General features: G+C 41.6%; 18 protein-coding genes. 3 read left to right on the plus strand and 15 right to left on the minus strand.

All coding sequences use genetic code 11. The annotated features are described in order from the left end of the window. Nucleotides 1–20: 20 nt before the first annotated feature. The 8 genes from ACO05V_RS03770 to dctP form a co-directional block, all read right to left on the minus strand. A complete protein-coding gene (locus ACO05V_RS03770; RefSeq protein ID WP_421847656.1) occupies nucleotides 21–944 on the minus strand; it encodes a LysR family transcriptional regulator in 924 nt (307 codons plus the stop codon). A 127-nt stretch (nucleotides 945–1,071) separates the two neighbouring features. Next, the gene (locus ACO05V_RS03775) at nucleotides 1,072–1,872 is read right to left on the minus strand and encodes an SDR family NAD(P)-dependent oxidoreductase (protein ID WP_421847658.1); all 801 of its coding nucleotides are present in this window, start codon (nucleotides 1,870–1,872) and stop codon (nucleotides 1,072–1,074) included. A 17-nt stretch (nucleotides 1,873–1,889) separates the two neighbouring features. Beyond that, on the minus strand, nucleotides 1,890–2,759 hold the full coding sequence (locus ACO05V_RS03780; protein ID WP_421847660.1) for an amidohydrolase family protein: 870 nt from the start codon (nucleotides 2,757–2,759) through the stop codon (nucleotides 1,890–1,892). Nucleotides 2,760–2,791: 32 nt separating this feature from the next. Then, nucleotides 2,792–3,340, minus strand: a complete 549-nt coding sequence (locus tag ACO05V_RS03785) for a carboxymuconolactone decarboxylase family protein (RefSeq protein WP_421847662.1) — start codon at nucleotides 3,338–3,340, stop codon at nucleotides 2,792–2,794. Between the two features lie 3 nt (nucleotides 3,341–3,343). Continuing rightward, a complete protein-coding gene (locus ACO05V_RS03790) occupies nucleotides 3,344–3,976 on the minus strand; it encodes a glutathione S-transferase N-terminal domain-containing protein (protein ID WP_421847664.1) in 633 nt (210 codons plus the stop codon). A gap of 9 nt (nucleotides 3,977–3,985) precedes the next feature. Continuing rightward, on the minus strand, nucleotides 3,986–5,296 hold the full coding sequence (locus ACO05V_RS03795) for a TRAP transporter large permease (protein ID WP_421847666.1): 1,311 nt from the start codon (nucleotides 5,294–5,296) through the stop codon (nucleotides 3,986–3,988). Then, a complete protein-coding gene (locus ACO05V_RS03800; protein ID WP_421847668.1) occupies nucleotides 5,293–5,835 on the minus strand; it encodes a TRAP transporter small permease subunit in 543 nt (180 codons plus the stop codon). Before ACO05V_RS03800 ends, ACO05V_RS03795 begins: the two co-directional genes overlap by 4 nt. Nucleotides 5,836–5,926: 91 nt before the next feature. After that, nucleotides 5,927–6,958, minus strand: a complete 1,032-nt coding sequence (dctP, locus tag ACO05V_RS03805; RefSeq protein WP_421847670.1) for a TRAP transporter substrate-binding protein DctP — start codon at nucleotides 6,956–6,958, stop codon at nucleotides 5,927–5,929. Nucleotides 6,959–7,166: 208 nt separating this feature from the next. On the opposite strand from dctP, the gene ACO05V_RS03810 reads away from it, so the two are divergent. Together ACO05V_RS03810 and ACO05V_RS03815 are read left to right on the plus strand one after the other, a co-directional pair. Continuing rightward, nucleotides 7,167–7,694: a YgjP-like metallopeptidase domain-containing protein gene (locus ACO05V_RS03810; RefSeq protein WP_421847672.1), complete on the plus strand. Its 528-nt coding sequence runs from the start codon at nucleotides 7,167–7,169 to the stop codon at nucleotides 7,692–7,694. Between the two features lie 336 nt (nucleotides 7,695–8,030). Beyond that, nucleotides 8,031–8,768: an oligogalacturonate-specific porin KdgM family protein gene (locus tag ACO05V_RS03815; protein WP_421847674.1), complete on the plus strand. Its 738-nt coding sequence runs from the start codon at nucleotides 8,031–8,033 to the stop codon at nucleotides 8,766–8,768. A 149-nt stretch (nucleotides 8,769–8,917) separates the two neighbouring features. Here ACO05V_RS03815 and ACO05V_RS03820 read toward each other — a convergent pair whose 3' ends face one another. The 3 genes from ACO05V_RS03820 to ACO05V_RS03830 form a co-directional block, all read right to left on the minus strand. Further along, nucleotides 8,918–9,841, minus strand: coding sequence for a SphA family protein (locus tag ACO05V_RS03820; protein WP_421847676.1), 924 nt, complete (start codon nucleotides 9,839–9,841; stop codon nucleotides 8,918–8,920). A gap of 265 nt (nucleotides 9,842–10,106) precedes the next feature. Beyond that, nucleotides 10,107–10,790 (minus strand): 7-cyano-7-deazaguanine/7-aminomethyl-7-deazaguanine transporter, encoded by a 684-nt coding sequence (locus ACO05V_RS03825; protein WP_421847678.1) that lies wholly within the window; start codon nucleotides 10,788–10,790, stop codon nucleotides 10,107–10,109. Nucleotides 10,791–10,984: 194 nt separating this feature from the next. Beyond that, nucleotides 10,985–11,482 carry an HPP family protein gene (locus tag ACO05V_RS03830; RefSeq protein WP_421847680.1) on the minus strand — a complete coding sequence of 166 codons (498 nt, stop codon included), beginning with the start codon at nucleotides 11,480–11,482 and terminating at the stop codon, nucleotides 10,985–10,987. Nucleotides 11,483–11,604: 122 nt separating this feature from the next. On the opposite strand from ACO05V_RS03830, the gene ACO05V_RS03835 reads away from it, so the two are divergent. Further along, a complete protein-coding gene (locus ACO05V_RS03835; protein WP_421847682.1) occupies nucleotides 11,605–12,159 on the plus strand; it encodes a TetR/AcrR family transcriptional regulator in 555 nt (184 codons plus the stop codon). A 44-nt stretch (nucleotides 12,160–12,203) separates the two neighbouring features. Here the strand turns inward: ACO05V_RS03835 and ACO05V_RS03840 are convergent, their stop codons facing one another. The 4 genes from ACO05V_RS03840 to ACO05V_RS03855 all read right to left on the minus strand — a co-directional run bounded on the left by ACO05V_RS03840 (nucleotide 12,204) and on the right by ACO05V_RS03855 (nucleotide 17,350). Next, nucleotides 12,204–13,061: a PA4780 family RIO1-like protein kinase gene (locus ACO05V_RS03840; protein WP_421847684.1), complete on the minus strand. Its 858-nt coding sequence runs from the start codon at nucleotides 13,059–13,061 to the stop codon at nucleotides 12,204–12,206. A 105-nt stretch (nucleotides 13,062–13,166) separates the two neighbouring features. Then, nucleotides 13,167–14,075: a hypothetical protein gene (locus ACO05V_RS03845; RefSeq protein WP_421847686.1), complete on the minus strand. Its 909-nt coding sequence runs from the start codon at nucleotides 14,073–14,075 to the stop codon at nucleotides 13,167–13,169. Nucleotides 14,076–14,544: 469 nt separating this feature from the next. Continuing rightward, nucleotides 14,545–15,615, minus strand: a complete 1,071-nt coding sequence (locus ACO05V_RS03850) for a GGDEF domain-containing protein (RefSeq protein ID WP_421847688.1) — start codon at nucleotides 15,613–15,615, stop codon at nucleotides 14,545–14,547. Nucleotides 15,616–15,721: 106 nt separating this feature from the next. Beyond that, nucleotides 15,722–17,350 (minus strand): methyl-accepting chemotaxis protein, encoded by a 1,629-nt coding sequence (locus ACO05V_RS03855; protein WP_421847690.1) that lies wholly within the window; start codon nucleotides 17,348–17,350, stop codon nucleotides 15,722–15,724. Nucleotides 17,351–17,403 lie beyond the last annotated feature (53 nt).

Raw genomic sequence — 17,403 nt, forward strand, 5'->3', positions numbered from 1 at the left:
GGATTTAATGTGTGTTTACTTTATTTCCAGATTGATTTTGCGACTAAATTATTAACGATGGCATGAATGGCCTCACGAACAACAATAAATGCTTGTTTTCGACTTTGGTCTCGGCGCATAGCTGTGCCTAGAGTCCAGTTGATCTGTGGCGACTCTATAGGGGCCGCTTCTATGTTCCCCTGTTGAGCTTCAGAAATGATGGCTCCGTAGGTTAAGATGCTATAGCCGTGGCCTTCTTTAACCAGAGATTTTAGGTTCAGGACACCTTCAACATTTTGTACAATATTTAGCTGAAGTCCCTGCTTATCTGCATGATTATCGATCAATAATCGTAATCGGTTGGTTCGGCTAGGCATGATCAGTGGTAGAGCAGCCGCTTCGGCTAAAGTATAGCTTGATTGACGTATTGTTCCTGTTTTGCCAACAACCCAAAGTTTTTCGATGAGTAGTTCACTTGTAACAATATCTGCATTATCGAGGGGGTCGTGAACAACAGCGAGACCAATCTCATTGTTGTTAAGTCGCTGTTGTAACGTGCTACTCATTCCTTCAAAAAAATGCAGTTCTATATCAGGGTAGTTTTCCTTTACCCAAGAGAGTAGCGCGGGAGCGATAAATTGTCCTGGTGTTGGAGGCATTCCAATACTTACAACACCTCGCGGTTCGTCATTTTTTCCTTTTACATCATTTTGCGTTTGTTGGATTTGATTAAATATGATGTAGGTTCTTTCCAGTAATATTCTGCCAGCTTCTGTAAGCTCAACACCTCTGGCATTTCGTACAAATAATTCGACATTTAAATCTGATTCAAGACGTTGAATGGCTCGACTCACAGCCGGCTGGGCGATTCTTAATCTTTTAGCTGCATGCGTTAGGTTTTTTTCTTCTGCCACGCATGCGAAATAACGCAGAAAACGTAGATCAAGGTGCCATACATTTGCCATTAGACGACTCAAGTAGTTAACAATTGAAGGTTATTACGCTTTAGAAAATCGTATGGAACTGACTATATCATTGCACGTTGAGTTCGCGAACCCTCGATGGACGGGTTCAGTCCATCGAGGGAAGCTGTTAGTCGCAACGAGCAGACATTCCTCCATCGACAATAATTTCTGTGCCTGTTACAAATTGCGCCTCATCCGATGCCAAGAATAAGGCTGCGTTTGCAGTGTCTCGGCCATCGCCCATGAAGCCAAGAGGGATGCGAGCTAATCGTTGTTGTAGCAATGAATTGACATCGCCACCAGAACGTTGTCCTGCTAGCCTAGCTTCGACCATTGGTGTATGTAATTGTCCAGGAATGACTGTGTTAACTCGAATTCCATGTTTAGCATATTCAACCGCTGTGACTTTAGAAAACTGGATGATGGCAGCTTTGCTGGCTGCATAGGCGCATTGTGCTGATCCCGTCCAACGAATGCCGGAGGTAGAAGCGGTATTGACAATAGCCCCTTTTCCTTTTTCCACCATAATGGGCAGGACGTGTTTACAAGTCAAAAAGACGCTTGTCAGGTTAAAGTCGATTTGTTTTTGCCACGCTTCCTCACTAAGTTCGACAGCGCCACCTTTTGCTGAGCCGCCTACATTATTGACGAGTATGTCCACTGTGCCAAAGCGTTCTATACAGGCGTTCACCATGTCTTTTACTTGCTTTGTATCGGTGATATCACAGATATGACCTTCAATTTCGCCACCCACTTCTCGAGTCCTTTGAATGGTTTCTTCAAGAGTCTGTGGATTGATATCAACGGCAAATATTTTGGCCCCTTCTTCAGCAAAGCGAACGGCGGTGGCTCGTCCGTTACCCCAGCCAGGTCCAATGCAGCCTGCTCCGGTTACAATGGCAATACTGCCTTCTAATCGTTTACTCATCTGTTTATCTCCTATTATTATTCGAAGCCATATAGCTTTATCGGGTTATCAACCAATAGTGTTTTAAGTTGTTCTTGTGTTGGTGCAATCTCTGCGAGCAAGTTAACTAGCACGCCATCATCAGGTGGCTCAGCTCGAAAATTTGGATGTGGCCAATCTGTCCCCCAGACGACTCTGTCAGGAAACTTTTCGACCAGTTGTCTAGCAAAAGGCGTTGCATCGCTATAAGGGGCGTCTTGTCGCGAGCAACGTTCAGAGCCGCTAACTTTTACCCAAATATGGTCATTTTTCAGAAGTTCTTGTAGGGCTTCGAAAGGAGGTTGATGCATTCCTTGTGATGCATCAAAACGTCCCATATGATCCACGACTACTTTGACTGGTAGGCTAGCTAGGGTCGAGGTCATCGTTTCTATTAAGGAGCTATCCATATGGATTTGAAGATGCCAGTTTCGTTTGGCTAAGCGATCGGCAAATCGCTGTAAATCTGATGTTGATGCGCCGCCTTGCAAGTGGGCCATGTAATTAAAGCGCACTCCTCTAAATCCTTGGTTTTGTAACTTGCTAAGCTCATTGTCACTAACGTCAATAGGTAGCAAAGCGATGCCTAGATAGCGTCCAGGGCGTGCAGCCAATGTATCTGCCGTGACTGAGTTGTCATAGCCATGGCAGCCAGATTGGACGACAACACATCGTTCTATTCCGAGCATGTCATGCAGTTCAAATAACTTTTCTTTTGGCGCATCACCGGGGCGAAATTTAGCGTCTTTTGCGTATGGGAACGTCGCTTGAGGGCCAAAAACGTGGCAATGACAATCCGCTGCACCCGCAGGCAGTTTTACTATAGGTCTGCTTGGCGTTAGGTTGTAAGTAATATCAGAATGACTCATGAAGTCCTCCTTAATTTAATAGATATATTTGATCACGACATTTCAAGATTATTTGGGTCAATTGGGTCAACGTCGAACACATTGATTGTCATTGAGATCAAGCCGTAATAGCCGAGAAAACCCGTTAGATCGACAATGGCTTCTTTACCAAAACGCAATACAGCCTCATCAAATAGGGCTTTATCAACTTGACGGTCTCGTTGAGCGGATAGGGAAAATCTATAAACTAATTCTTCGTCTGGGTTACTAAACTCAGGTGTCTTATTAAGACGAATTGCTTCTACAACAGCAGGGCTTACACCTGCCGACAAGGCAATTCTTTTATGAGCTTGCCACTCAAATTCGGCATTCCAGACGCGAGCTGTTACTAGAATTGCGAGCTCAGATAGATTGGGTGGTAGTAACGTATCATAACGACAATAACGTCCTAAGGACTGAGCTAAATCTGCTAATTCTGGCCGGTTTAGCCATACGGCTAAAGGGCCTCGGACCACTCCTCTTGGAGAGGAAGCTATCGCGTCATAGACTTCACGTTGACGTGGATTTAATTTTTCGGGATCTAAAGGGGCTATGCGTGTCATCGTTTAATTACTCATACATTTGGTTGCTAGGAATGCAGGCTCATAGTCAGAATATCTAGCTAGCCAGTCGGCTAGTTGCGGATATAAGCTGCGCCATTCAATCGGGTGGCGCCAATCAAGGTAGCCTAATGCACAGGCTAAACTGATCGACACAATCGTTGTTTTATTGCTGGGCGGTAAGTGTTTTTCAATAATATTCAGGGCTCGAAGAATTTTTTCACTTTGGTGGTTTAGCCAGCGTTGTGATACTTGTTCTGGTTGACGAAAACGATGTTCATAAACCATTAGCAGTGCGGCTTCGGTAATGCCATCGCACAGCTTGACTGTTGTAAGCAGTTTCATGCGATCAAGACCTTGCTCTGGAAAGAAGAGAGGGTTACCACTTATTAATGTTAGGTATTCAATAATTACCCAGCTATCAAACAGTGCGGTTCCATCTTCGAGCAAGAGTGTCGGCATTTTCCCTAAAGGGTTATGTAACCTTAATGGATCATGATCGGCCAAAGTATCTGCTGGCTGAATTATGATTTGGTCGGCAATGCCTAGAACCGTTGCAGCCATCCTTACTTTTCTACCGAATGGTGAGGTTAGAGTAGTAAGCAGAACCAGTTCACGAAATGTTGTATCTCGCACCATCGTTGCGTCCTACTTCATTGTTTCAGGTAAAAAAAGTGCCATTTGTGGGAATATACAGAGTAAAACCAACATCAGAAATCCTGCTAAGACGTAAGGCACTAGTCCTTTGAATACATCTTCGAGTTGGATGCGACCATTAGATGCAGCTTGAACGACAAAGCAATTTATCCCGACAGGAGGAGTAACCGCGCCGATTTCGACTAGTAGCACGACAAACACACCAAACCAGATTGGATCAAAGCCTAGGTTCATCATGACTGGATGAGTTATTGGTAATGTGATGGCTAATAACGCAGGGGCATCCATCATCATTCCTAAGAGTAAATAGATACCTACAATAATGAGTACGACAACCCATCTGTTTACGTCTAGTGAAATTAAGTAGTCTCCCATTGCCCCTGTGACACCACTCAAAGCAAGAAACTTAGAGAAAATAAGTGCACAAATAATGACACCGAAAATCATGGCAGAAGTTCTGATCGTATCTAATAAAATGGTGTTTAGTTGTAGTTTTTTAAGACTGCGTTGACGAAATAGAGCCATGATTAGTGTCATGATAGCGCCTACTGCGGCGGCTTCAGTTGGCGTAAAAATGCCCACATAGAGACCTGCGATAATACAGCCAATTAACAAGACCATTGGGCCGGCTAGCCTTAGCGCATAAAATTTTTCACCCCATGATACTTTGGTGTAAGTTGACGGTGCTAATTCTGGTTTGCGCAATACCGTAATGTAAGTTGCGATACAAAGAAGGAGTGCGAAAATAAAACCGGGTATTAGCCCTGCAATTAAAAGGCCGCCGATACTTGAATCAGTAAGGATGCCGTAGACAATTACTAACGCACTAGGTGGAATCATAACGGCAAGGGTGCCGGCAATGGCGACAGAGGCTGATGCAAGGCTTTTATCGTAACCACGATCAAGCATTTCTGGGACGGCAAGCTTGGTAAAAACGGTTGCAGTACCAACACTTGAGCCAGAAGCCGCGCCAAAGGCTGCGGCACCTAAAGTCGATGAAATTGCTAATCCTCCTTTGAGGTTTCCTAACCATTTTGAGGTCGCCTCGAACATGTCTTCGCCTAAACCTGCTCTCATCGCGAAAAAGCCCATGAGTAGGAATAATGGAATAGCGCTGAAATGAAACGCATGGGCGGTATCAAAGAAAACCGTGCTTAATACGCTTGTGGCAGGCGTCATTCCAGCTATACCAGCAAGCCCTAAAGCGCCAACAACTCCTAGCGCGACCATGACGTTTACACCTGAAAGTATGCAGACGAATAACGAAATCATGCCGATAATACCGATGGTTAAAGCCGTCATATTGACTCCTCCAGAGTGGTTTTTGATGTATCTTCTTTTTCGTGTGGATCCAGCCCTAGAGCCGTTGATATGGCATCAAAAACAAATTGAATCGCTAGACTAAGTAATCCGATGAAAAGGACAAACTTAATTGGATAAAGGGTAAACCTGACCGAGCCCCACTGTTGTTCATTTATCATGAAAGACTTCATAGCATATTGCCAAGCCCCCCAACTACACCAACTGAAAAATGCAACGCCAAGTAATAGAGTCAATACCATTACTATACGGCGAGCAGAAGAGGGCAATTTCTTGGTCAGAAGAACTACCTGAATATGCCCTCCTTCGTATTGAGTGAGTGCGAGAGAGAGGAAAATTAACACGGTTAACATGCTTTCGGTGAATTCAAGTGTGCCAGGAATTGAATAATTAAATATGTAACGGGTAATAACATTGGACCCAACAAGTAGCATCATGGCTAATGTCATATAACCAGCAGTTAAACCGGACCAATGTAGGTACACGCCATACGTTTTCTGTAATCGTACGAAGGCTGACATTTCTTACCTCTGAGTAGTTTTGTTTCTTTTACATAGAGAAAAAATGATTTCAATAGAAAGACAGGAGAGTATCTCTCCTGTCTTAGAGGGACTAAGGTTCGAGCGCAGAAGTTATTTCCTCGGCAGGGATACCGAATTGAATTGCACGCTTTTTCCATTCATTTCTGACGGCCTGAACTTTATCGTTATTGATGATTTCGTTTAGCCCTTCTGAGGGGAAAGGCGTTACGTTAACAGCCAGTTCTCCTTTCCAGAGTTGGCGAACTTTTTGTACATCATCATTGAGCATTGCAGCGTAAGTAGAGGCGTATTCATGGCCTATGTCGTCAACGATTTTTTGGGTCTGACTATCCATGCTGTTATAAGTATCTAAGTTCATGGCGATGATATGGCCGAAAGAAGCACCGATAGGGAGCTCAATATAGTACTTAGCGACTTCATCATACTTCCATGCTCGGGCTAGAGCTGGCCCAATTGGAGTGCAATCAATAATGTTTCGTTCCATTGCTTCATAGGTTTCAGCGGTACTGATTGAGACCGGTGTTGCTCCAAGGGCTTCAACCATTGCAGGATAAGCGAATCCGTAGGTTCGAATTCGACGTCCCTTTAGATCTTCTAATGAATTAACTGGTTGGGTGCAGAGAAGGCCGTATTCTTCTAACGGGCGAAAGCCAATCGCTTTAAGGTTATTACGAGCAAGCTCTTGACTAAATTGTGGGTATTTTTCGTGCCACTGGGACATAAGATTGGCAATTTCTAACACGTTATTTGGTTGGGGGATGAAGAATCCCACAGCGTTATTAAGGACAAGGTTGTCAGGGAAGTAAGGCGTAACGATATCACCAAAGTCGCCGAGACCAGCCCCAAGTGCTTCGGGAACCTCGCGAGTTTTAGCGACACTACCACCCCAGAACATTTGGATCTTGTGCTTACCACCAGTGCGCTTAGCAAACTCATCTACCATCCACTCTGTAGAGCGAACCTGAGCATCACCTGCACTTTGAGGCTTGAATGTGATCCACTTGAACGTGTCTGCTTGAGCCGTTTGGGCACCGATTAATGCGCTTAACCCTAATAGGCTTATGGCCGTAGCTCTTAGGGTTGATTTAATGCCTGCTTTCATAGTGTTTTCCTCGCTTGGATTTATTATTTTGAGCGTTGAGGTAGGCAGTATGAAATTTACGTAGCTATATTTCCAATGCTATCGGTGTATTGTCTTCATGCTTTTAAGGTATTGGTCGGCGGAGTTAAGTATATTTTTCTGCACATGGTCTTTTAGCTCCAACTCTGCCAAAATATTCGGCCTTGTGAACCGTTTAGCGCCAGAATATATGAGTCAAAAAAGTCAGGTTAATGACATTAAAAACTATCTTGGCGCTTACAGCGCTCAAGTGCAGCAACAGGCGCAAAGTTTGTTGGAGACGGAAAAGTCGGGTGAATGGCTGCTAAAAAAATACCCAAATGTTCATGGTTTGAATGGAACTCGTGCCTTGTATGAATACGCAATGGATCTTAAAAATGCATTTATGCGCAGTTCCCCGCCAATCAGCAAAGTCATTTATGATGACAAAATACACATCATTAACAACGCTCTTGGTTTGCATACTTTTGTGTCTAGAATGCAGGGCAATAAGTTAAAAGCGAAAAACGAAATTCGTATCTCGTCATTGTTTCGACGGATTCCTGAACCTTTATTAAAGATGATTTTGGTACATGAACTGGCTCATCTTAAAGAGAAAGACCATAACAAAGCCTTTTATAAGCTGTGTTGTTATATGGAGCCTGATTACCATCAGTTAGAATTTGATTTACGTTTGTATTTAAGTCATCGAGACTGCTTTGGTGATCTCTGGTTCTAGGGAAGGTGCGAATAAGTCTACTAAGCCTCAGTCTTTCAGAGAAATCGTCAGATAAGGCGCGACTCTGAGTTGTTTTATAAGCAATATCTATTTATATGTTTAGATTAATCGCATTTTTGTATTGTCTTTTTCTCTTTTTCGATATCTCTTTTCAAGAATTTTTATCCATTAAATCCTGTTAACCTAATGATTTTAATTGAGTTATTTATTTTTATAGAATTTAAAGAAACGTCATTTTAATTTTTTTAATATTCAACACCAAAAAATACTTCCAAAATTTTGAAGAAGAGTATAAATTTAAAACTCATCCAAATAATAATAAAACGGTGTTTCAATATGAAATTAAAGATTGTATCTGCAGCAGTCCTAATTGGGCTCACTAGTGTTGCGGCTCATGCAACTAGCATTAATATTCGTCATGAGTACGTGCCTGAACACGATGGAAATCCTCAAGAAAACAAAGATCGTATCGAAGTTAGCCATCGTTTCGCTAATGGTATTGGTTTTGGTGTAGAAGCGAAATGGCGTAGTGAAAAAGGCTCTAGTGCATTTAAAAAGCTGGGGGGAAGCGGTCAGCAAAGTAATATTAGCTACCAATATAAATTGTCCGACACCCTTACTTTAACGCCACAATATAAGTGGGAATCTGGTCCAGATAAATTGGGACATCAGTTCAATTTGAGCCTTGGCTATAAACTAAATAGTGACTGGTCGGTCGGTTTCCGCCACCGTTATCACTATGACAGCGTAGTCGGAGGTGATAACTCTCATTATAATCGCTGGACTTTCTCTGCTGGCTATAAAGGCATTGAAGATTGGGCATTTGGTGCATCCACGGATTATACCTTCAATGAAGAAAAGTCAGGTCCTCGATGGAAAGGTAATCAGTCTGGGTTTTCCGATATTAACTTTAAAGGTGAATACAAAGGCCTCAATAATGGCTGGAGCCCTTTTGCTGAGTTAGGCTTTAAACCTTATAAATCAGGTGATAAGTATGAGTTTAATGGTTCTAAGAAGACATCTAATGATCAGTGGCGCCCAGTCTATCGCTTTGGTGCTAAATACTCTTACTAAGCTAATTTTATCTTAATTAATGCAATGTAAAGGTCTATTTTTACTCCCTTTTAGATAGACCTTTATTTGCTAATATCTCTGTATTGAATACATAACGACGGCAATAGAAAGGGGATAACTATCACCGTGTTATGATTCAAAATAGAATTTTAAAAACTTTGAGAAACTAACAGCGCAGCCGTATAACCTTGTGTACGGTTTTTTGCCTTGAACTCTTTGTAAGCATGGAACGAGACAAAAGGCAGGCCTGGGCGGAAGAAACTAAGTTCTGGCCCGATTGCTACCACTTCACCTTTGTTGCCATTTACAATATTACTGCTTGCTGGGGCTTTATCATCGGTTAGCTGTTTGTAATAAAAACCACCTAAGCCAACAGTCCAATCCGTAAAATGCTGACCAATAGCAAACTCATGTCTGTACTCAATACCGCTTGTGTAATCGGTATCTTTGTTTTCAGTATTGATGTCTAACTGGAAGCTAGAAGAAATTTCAATTTCACTGTCTGTCATGTAAGTGAAATTAAATGCAGGAGAAAAGGTCCAGTGATTCAGGCCAGTAGTGATGGTATCGTCTTTGCTGTAATGACCCGTTGGAATTTGTATTTGTAACTGCGTATTGGTTGCTAGACTTTCTGATGGGTGCCACTGCAAAATGTAAGGCACAATTTGAATATCTGCGATACCAGAATCTGATCCTGTCACTTTGGTACTTGAATTTGGCACTTTGCCGTCAATATCTAAATCCAGGATCGGGATAACGATACCGTAACCATAGTTGGCACCTTGAAACTGGGTATCTGTCATCTTGATGTAAGTGAGTGATAGCGCTTTCACCGTCTGTGAAAAATCACTTAGACTTTCATCGCCATTCCCATTTAGGTTTTTATTTGCCTTGTAGATCGATCCTCTCATGGAGAACGCACCAACGTCCGTTACCGGAGGCATGTAGCCAGCACTAAAACCATAAATACCTGGAGCTGTACTGGGCGCACCATTTTCAGTGGCGAGCACGGAACCGGATATTACAAGGCTTGCGCCGACACCAACGATTGAGCTTAATTTAAATTTATTCATACATTCCTCTTTTATTTTTATTGGTTGTAAGAGAGAAGCATGCCTAGTGTTCATTATTTATTCATATCCCATTTAGGATAGTTAGTTGTTTTAATTGTTTATGTTTGTAACTAATTAGAGTGGTTTGTCTATATGAAATGTTTATTTATGACTTATTAGAAGTGGCGGAACTTGAGGTGGAACAAGGAAAAAAGTTTGATAAACACAAAACGATGTCACGTTGGACTTAATCACATGCGCTTCATCGTTTTGTATCATTGTTTTTTTAAAGTGAACTATTTCCTTGAGCGTTAGGTATGCTGAAATCAGGTTTTATCTCTGTGATTTTCTTGGCTAGATAGTTTAGTAATACGCCATATAGAGGAATAAACAAACCAAGGCTAATGATGAGCTTAAAGCCAAAATCTGCTAATGCAATTTCTTGCCAATGTTGTGCCATAAATGGATCTGGACTTTGATAAAAGGCAATCCCAAAGAACGCCAAAGTATCTAAACCATTCCCAAATAGCGTAGATGCTGCTGGAGCAACCCACCATTGTTTAAGCTGACGTAGGCGATTAAAGACTTGAATATCAAGTACTTGACCAAGCAGATATGCCATCAAGCTAGCAATAGCAATTCGTCCGACAAATGTATTCATCGATGACAGAGCGCCGAAGCCTTGAAACTCACCTTGTGCAAAGACAACCGACAATACGTAAGACACGATTAAAGATGGAATCATGACTAAGAAGATGATTTTTCGTGCTAATACCGCGCCGAAGATTCTTACCGTGAGGTCTGTTGCCAAGAATATAAAAGGAAAAGTGAACGCCCCCCAAGTGGTGTGGAACCCTGATACCGTGAAGGGGATTTGTACTAGATAATTGCTAGACGCAATGATTAGTAGGTGGAACATCGCAAGGTAACACAGTGCCTTGCCTTTTTGCTCAGGTGTAAACGTACTCATATTGTGACCTTTTTCGTTTGATTGGGGTGAGGGAACCCAAATTTAAAATTTTATAACGCTTTGCTTAGACATCTGACCGGAAGGTCAAATGCGGAGCGGAATTATACATGAATCATTTGGTTAAAAAAGCATCAGATGAAAAAATAGCGATTAATGGTAGTGAAAATCTGTCTAAAAACATCATTAGTCCGCTTTTAACGTTTAGGCTTTAATGGGTAGCCAATGCGTGAAACCCAATTGTGATAAAACCAACCGAACAGAATAATAAGCAAGCATCCAGATAGAACCGGTGAGAGTAAAAACCCCCATGACACTTTCAGTGATAGTACTAAAAGAGGGTTCGCGCCTGCCGGAGGATGAAGTGTATTGGTTAACATCATCAAGGAAACGCCGACTCCAACACTTATTGCCATGGTTAATGGGGTTACATCCCAGAATTGTAATGCGATTAATCCTATTGTGGTTGTTAATAAATAACCGCCCAGAATATTTTTGGGTTGAGCTAAAGGGCTTTTAGGTAGGGCGAACAGGATAACCATAGTTGCGCCAAAAGGCGCCATCATACCAAGATACTCTGGTGCAAGCTGAGCGCCTTGGGCAATCATAAAAATACACAGTGTTGCTCCAATCCCCGCTAAGCAAATAGTAAAAAATCTCGATTGGTAAAGTGACGTGACAAAATTGGATAGCATAAATGGATTCCTCTGGAGTGCTGGCTATCATCGGTAAATAAAGGTAGACCGATTTGTCTCTACAATGGTAGACAAGTCTGTTCACTCGTGTCAATATTCTTTTTCGATGAGGGAGAATTGAAGTGACTAAACCTGACTTATTAATTCACACGGCGTTTAAGCTTTTTTACCAGCATGGCATTCATGCGGTGGGAATAAATCGGATATTGTCTGAAACTGGCGTGGCGAAAAAAACGCTTTATCATCACTTTAGTAGTAAAGACGCTTTGCTTGAGGCGGTGCTGATTTATCGAGACCAAATTTTTATGGATTGGTTAACATCGCGAATGATGGCGGCTGGAGACGGAAAAAAGGCTGTATTAGCCTTGTTTGATGCGCTTGATGATTGGTTTCATGACCGAGTCGAGGTATTGTCGCCATTCAGAGGCTGTTTTTTTGTAAAAGCCAATGGGGAATTCTCTGATCATGTTGTGAATGATTTGTGTCAACGTCATAAACAAAATATCACGTCTTTTATTCAAGCGAATCTTGTGGGATGCTCGCCAGAACTGGCAGCAGCTGATTTAGCGCAAAGTATTAGTGTGTTGAAAGAAGGAGCGATTGCTCAGGCGTATGTAGCGGGTGACCTAGATGCCGCTAAGAGAGCAAAAGCTATGGCTGTTGCTCTCTTAGGGTGATCTGAAAAATCTGTACCTATTGTGGCAAATCAGTCTTCGTCGTTTTAATCTTCATCATCGCTAGAGTTAATTCGTGCTAAACGATCTTGCTCTTCTTCAAAGGCTTCTTTTATTTCTTGTAACACGGAATCGACATCGGCTTCTTCTGTTGGCTCTTCAAATAAACCGGTCAGCTCGGTATGAGGCGTTAATTTACCTGCTTCAAAAAGTGCCCAAATTTCTTTGGCGTATTTGGTTTCAAGAAGATCTGGTGCGAACATGCCGTAGTAGTTACGCATGTTGTTTATGTCGCGCTCTAACATCCATTCGGCATTATTGTTTGCAGCGGCATCAACGGCTTGAGGCAAATCTATAATCACAGGGCCGTGAGAATCTACCAATACGTTAAATTCTGACAAGTCGCCATGAATCAAACCAGCACACAACATGCGGACAATATCTTTGATGATGGTGTCGTGATCGCGTTTGGCCTGTTCTTCTGTCAGTACTACATCGTTGAGACGTGGTGCGACTTCACCACTATCATCGGTAACCAGTTCCATTAACAAAACGCCATCAAAACAGCCGTAAGGTGTAGGCGCGCGAACGCCAGCGGCTGCTAGTCGATACAAAGCATCGACTTCAGCATTTTGCCAAAGGTTCTCTTGCTCATCGCGGCCAAACTTAGAGCCTTTTTCCATTGCTCTAGAGCGGCGACTATTGCGTACTTTTCTGCCTTCGCGATACTGCACAGCCTGTTTAAAGCTGCGTTTACCGGCTTCTTTATACACTTTTGCGCAACGGATCTCTGATCCGCAACGTACCACGTAGACAGTCGCTTCTTTTCCGCTCATTAATTGTCGAAGAACTTCGTCTACTAAGCCATCTTCGATGAGGGGTTGTATTCTTTTAGGGATTTTCATGTGGCTCGTTATACAGTGATTAGATGACAAATGAAACTACCAGAAATAGAAAATAGACCTTATCGCTGGTACAGCGGAATCATTTCTACCTTGCAATTAACAAGGTTATTCGTTGGAATCTCGCTTTTTATATTCATTCCTTACTAAATACTCAACCATCTCGTTGATTTTCATGTTTTTTTCTTCAGCTAACGCATTTAGCTTTTGCTTGGTGTTGAGCGTCATGCTGATGCTATAAGGTTTTCTACCACTTGATTTTTCACGAAACTTTTTCTGGCTCCAAGCTTTCTTCATTTTATCAATGATTAATGCTTTACGGTCTACGTTATCAGATAAATCAATAGTAGCAATAACCGCCGCTTTTTTTTCTGCTTCCGTGGTTGGTATCCAAGCCTGTTTTAATGGTCTTTGAGTAATATTTTGCAAATAAGACCAAGCCCAGCTCCATTGTGATGGATTATTTTCTTCAAGCCAATTAACTATTGTTTCATTAAAACGAATCTCTTGCCATTTCGCTTTCAGATCTTCAAGTAGGTCTTGTTGTTGTTGTGTATCTGCCTCGCCATTATAAAAAGCATCCAAGATATCCATGTGCCTGTCTGCAGCACTCGTTCTTTCTGTATTAAATGCTTTTGCTGAGAGTAATAAGAATGGATTTTCTGTCGTTGGGTTTTGTTCTGGGTCGGACCCTAAGTGTTTGGTGGTGCTTTTTAGGTAACACCACGCCCAATTACATAATCTCTCCTCTTTTTTATCTAACCAGCGAAAATAATTGGAAGAGAGTTGGCTTGCTTTAAAAGCGGTGCGCATTTGGAATGCAAAATTCTGCGGCGCTCGTTTTTTACTAATTAGGCTTTCTAATTCTTCGTTTAGTTTTTTTACGCGTTCGGTTAGCGAGTTACCTCGTAAGTTTTTTAGGGACGCGCTTCGAATATTTTTAAGTAAATAGTCAGTATAAAAAGCGCACTCTCTTTCGGACGAAGCGTCAAGAAACTCAGTGTTATCTCTAATCATACCTTTTATTCCTTTTTGATCTTTGCTTATTCCAGAAATACTTTAAATTACTGTGTAGAGTGTTATGTAAATCTTACGTGTATTTGTGTGACCTTACAATAATTTTACAGTATATTTGTTGATCTTTTTAGTTGTTCTAAGTTTATTCCCAGAGTGTTAATTCAAAGATTTATATGAAATAAAGGCAGATGTTATCTCTATGGAAAGGTATGTGCTTAGGTGGGGTGATGAATTCAGAGGTTTTGCTATCGAGTTCAATAAGAAAGTGCAAGGTAATGTTTTGGGGGGAAGTTACGAAGGAACAAGTCATCTCTAAGTATAAAAAATAACGTTATATATCAATGAGATTCTCTATGTGGTGTGATTTTTATGTTCTATGAAGAGGTAATGTTTTTGAGCGCAACTAACTTAGCAAATAGATGCTTTTAACTCGCTAGCATGTTTCTGTTTTAGCACAAGAAGCTAGGGACTAAGTGTTGCTAGCGTGAATGGTATTTCGACCGGACTGTTTGGCGATATAAAGGTGACTATCAGCGATTTTGAATACAGCCTCTTTTGAAGAGGCTTCATAAGAGTGTCCAATGCCAATACTGACCGTAATGTTGGATATATTGTCGATCACAAGATTACTAACTGCCGCTCTTAGGTTTTCGGCTAACGTTATTACTTGTTGTGGTGTTCTGTTCATAGTGAGTACGACAAATTCTTCTCCACCCCAGCGAGATAGAACATCGTTAGGGTGAACTGTTCGGCTAAGCTGGCCTGCTAAACTGCTGAGTACTTTGTCGCCAACGAGGTGACCGTGAATATCATTTACCTGCTTAAAATGATCAATGTCTATTATTAGTATTGCGTATTTTTTATTATTTTCTTTTGAGTCTAGGTCTAACTCGTTAAACACCTTCTCAATTCCACGTCGATTTAGTACTCGAGTGAGTAAATCGACGTAGGCATGATTTTCAAGTAAATCGGCCCGCTCCATTATTTGGTCAGTTTTAACTCTTAGCTTAATAACAGTCCATAACAAGAAGATATAGATAAGGTGTGCAATGGCAATATTTAAGACAACGCCAACTGTATCTGCTATTGAATGATATTGGATAATGGCGATGTAATGGCCAACAATGGTGACAATAAAAACGATGATGGTGGTGGGGGCGGCTTTTTTGACTTCGAGAAAGAGATAGGCAATGACGTAGTTTAATCCCAGCCACTGTGCTGCATTTGAAAATAAGCCGTTGGCGTCCATATGATGCCAAATACTTGAGCTAATGAGATAGCCTGCAACAATAAAGTAAACGAAAAAATGCAGGCTTTGATGATTGATTTTAGTGACAATGCTAAGGATGTAAACAAGGATAAAAGCACTGATGCATATCGGATAAGCGCTTGCATCAAACGGTGAAATAAGACCGCTCGAAAAGTCGATTCCCCAAATTGCGCTGAAACCTAAAATAGCCACAATAAGCATTTTTCGGAATAATTCGGCAGGCATTGCTGCCGTATTGAGTTGCCTATTTTGCACGCGTTGAAATTTCATTGAGTCATTAACCACTGCATAATACAGGCCTTAACGTGCTTTGTGTTTTATATAAAAAACGGCGTTAAAAAGACGAAGCGCTTTTTCTTTATTAACACCGCTTACATTAAACAACAAATCTATTTAATTCATTTTTTAACGATAAGCTTGACGCCTGAAGGCGATCCGCTGCGTCGGCAATTTCCCCTGTGCTATTACTGTTAAAAACAGCTTGTTTCTCCATGTTAGACATTAGTGACAGCATTTGGTGAATGTCTTTTAAAATATTGGTTACGTTACCGGAGGTGAGTTGCATTTTTTCACGGGTGTCAGACATAGTTGTTGAACTCTCTGAAATGCTATTAAGCGCCTGAGACGATTCATCTAGTAGCTGATTAAACTGGCCTTCGCTGCTTTTCATTTTGTCTGCAACATTGCTAATCGCTGAGATAATACTGCCAATTGCGGCTCCTGTATCGTTCAGGCTGCTTTGAGTGCGGATTGCTAATTGGCGAACTTCATCGGCAACAACGGCAAAGCCTCGACCTTCTTCACCTGCACGAGCTGCTTCTATCGCCGCATTTAGCGCTAATAAATTTGTTTGGTCAGCGATGCCGCTAATCGCTGACAGGATTTTATTAACCTCTTCTGCCTTATGTGACAGCGTGTTTAATTCATCGGAAAGCTGTGATTGAGACAAGGCGGTTTCATTAATGATTTTGGTTACTTTACCAAAGGCTTGTTGACCCTTTTCTAGTGAATGGGTTGCATTTTGGGTGTCTTCTACCGCCGCCGTTAAATCAGAGTCGGACGTTTCTAATAACTGACTAGTAGAGACGGCATGTTGACGGGCTTCGTCAACTGCGGATGCAATATTTTGTGCAGCAACGCGGATCTCTTTACTACTACCTTGGAGTTGAGAAGACACGGCCGAGTTTTCAATGGCTGAGTGAGTTGATGCAGAAAGCGTGGATTGCAATTCAGAGATTAAATTATTGAAGTCTTCCAATAATTTCCCAATTTCATCTGAACTTGTTTTAGCGCGTAAAGTAAGGTTTCGTGTTGTTGCTATTGTACGTATTAATACTTGTGCTTCGGCTAAAGGCTTTAGTATGCGGGAGACAAGCCAGTAAATAATCGGTGATGAAATAAGAAAGATTATTAGGCCAATAATACTCGATATGATTAACGTTTTTTGCAATTCGTTGTGAATGGTAGAGATCAGTATATCCGCGCCAGCGACAAATTTTCGGCCACTTTTAGTTGTATAAGGGATAAAGATTGATCGGAATGTTCCCCATTCATCGGTATATTCGTCGAATACAGGCTGTGTTCCATTTTGAGAAAATGCTTGTAGCAGTCTGTCGCTTGGATCTTCATAGGGAACTAAAGGTTCTGGTAGTTTATTGCTCTTGACTTCTTCTGGGTCCGGTGTATCTAGTACAAACAAAATATCATCTGAGGTTTTAACCATAGTGTAGATATATTCTACATTGGAAGATTTTAGGACATTGTAGGCTTTTAGCTGCAGTTTGTCTGACTCGCCCACCGAAAATTTGTTGCTTGCAACTTGGTCGTAAACGTCTGCATCGGTCATGGCTGCTGCTGTGTGTGCAGCAAAAACGAGATTACGGTCAATTTGATCATATAAGTCTGTTTTTCTAACGTCATAAAGGTAAACCGTATAACAAATACTGGCTAACGCGTTAAGAAGAAGAACGGTTATTAACAGACGAGATTTAATGGTGGTGAACATATTATTCCCTTTTGAATATGACGCCTACTTATTAGAGTAGTTTGTTTTTTTAT

It is taken from the genome of Marinomonas sp., from assembly GCF_965225885.1.
In the GTDB taxonomy this organism is placed as follows: Bacteria; Pseudomonadota; Gammaproteobacteria; order Pseudomonadales; family Marinomonadaceae; genus Marinomonas.

Coding starts and splice junctions, on each gene's coding strand:
- ACO05V_RS03770 (WP_421847656.1), bottom strand. CDS start 944: ATGGCAAATGTATGGCACCTTGATCTACGTTTTCTGCGTTATTTCGCA.
- ACO05V_RS03775 (WP_421847658.1), bottom strand. CDS start 1,872: ATGAGTAAACGATTAGAAGGCAGTATTGCCATTGTAACCGGAGCAGGC.
- ACO05V_RS03780 (WP_421847660.1), bottom strand. CDS start 2,759: ATGAGTCATTCTGATATTACTTACAACCTAACGCCAAGCAGACCTATA.
- ACO05V_RS03785 (WP_421847662.1), bottom strand. CDS start 3,340: ATGACACGCATAGCCCCTTTAGATCCCGAAAAATTAAATCCACGTCAA.
- ACO05V_RS03790 (WP_421847664.1), bottom strand. CDS start 3,976: ATGGTGCGAGATACAACATTTCGTGAACTGGTTCTGCTTACTACTCTA.
- ACO05V_RS03795 (WP_421847666.1), bottom strand. CDS start 5,296: ATGACGGCTTTAACCATCGGTATTATCGGCATGATTTCGTTATTCGTC.
- ACO05V_RS03800 (WP_421847668.1), bottom strand. CDS start 5,835: ATGTCAGCCTTCGTACGATTACAGAAAACGTATGGCGTGTACCTACAT.
- dctP (WP_421847670.1), bottom strand. CDS start 6,958: ATGAAAGCAGGCATTAAATCAACCCTAAGAGCTACGGCCATAAGCCTA.
- ACO05V_RS03810 (WP_421847672.1), top strand. CDS start 7,167: ATGAGTCAAAAAAGTCAGGTTAATGACATTAAAAACTATCTTGGCGCT.
- ACO05V_RS03815 (WP_421847674.1), top strand. CDS start 8,031: ATGAAATTAAAGATTGTATCTGCAGCAGTCCTAATTGGGCTCACTAGT.
- ACO05V_RS03820 (WP_421847676.1), bottom strand. CDS start 9,841: ATGAATAAATTTAAATTAAGCTCAATCGTTGGTGTCGGCGCAAGCCTT.
- ACO05V_RS03825 (WP_421847678.1), bottom strand. CDS start 10,790: ATGAGTACGTTTACACCTGAGCAAAAAGGCAAGGCACTGTGTTACCTT.
- ACO05V_RS03830 (WP_421847680.1), bottom strand. CDS start 11,482: ATGCTATCCAATTTTGTCACGTCACTTTACCAATCGAGATTTTTTACT.
- ACO05V_RS03840 (WP_421847684.1), bottom strand. CDS start 13,061: ATGAAAATCCCTAAAAGAATACAACCCCTCATCGAAGATGGCTTAGTA.
- ACO05V_RS03845 (WP_421847686.1), bottom strand. CDS start 14,075: ATGATTAGAGATAACACTGAGTTTCTTGACGCTTCGTCCGAAAGAGAG.
- ACO05V_RS03850 (WP_421847688.1), bottom strand. CDS start 15,615: ATGAAATTTCAACGCGTGCAAAATAGGCAACTCAATACGGCAGCAATG.
- ACO05V_RS03855 (WP_421847690.1), bottom strand. CDS start 17,350: ATGTTCACCACCATTAAATCTCGTCTGTTAATAACCGTTCTTCTTCTT.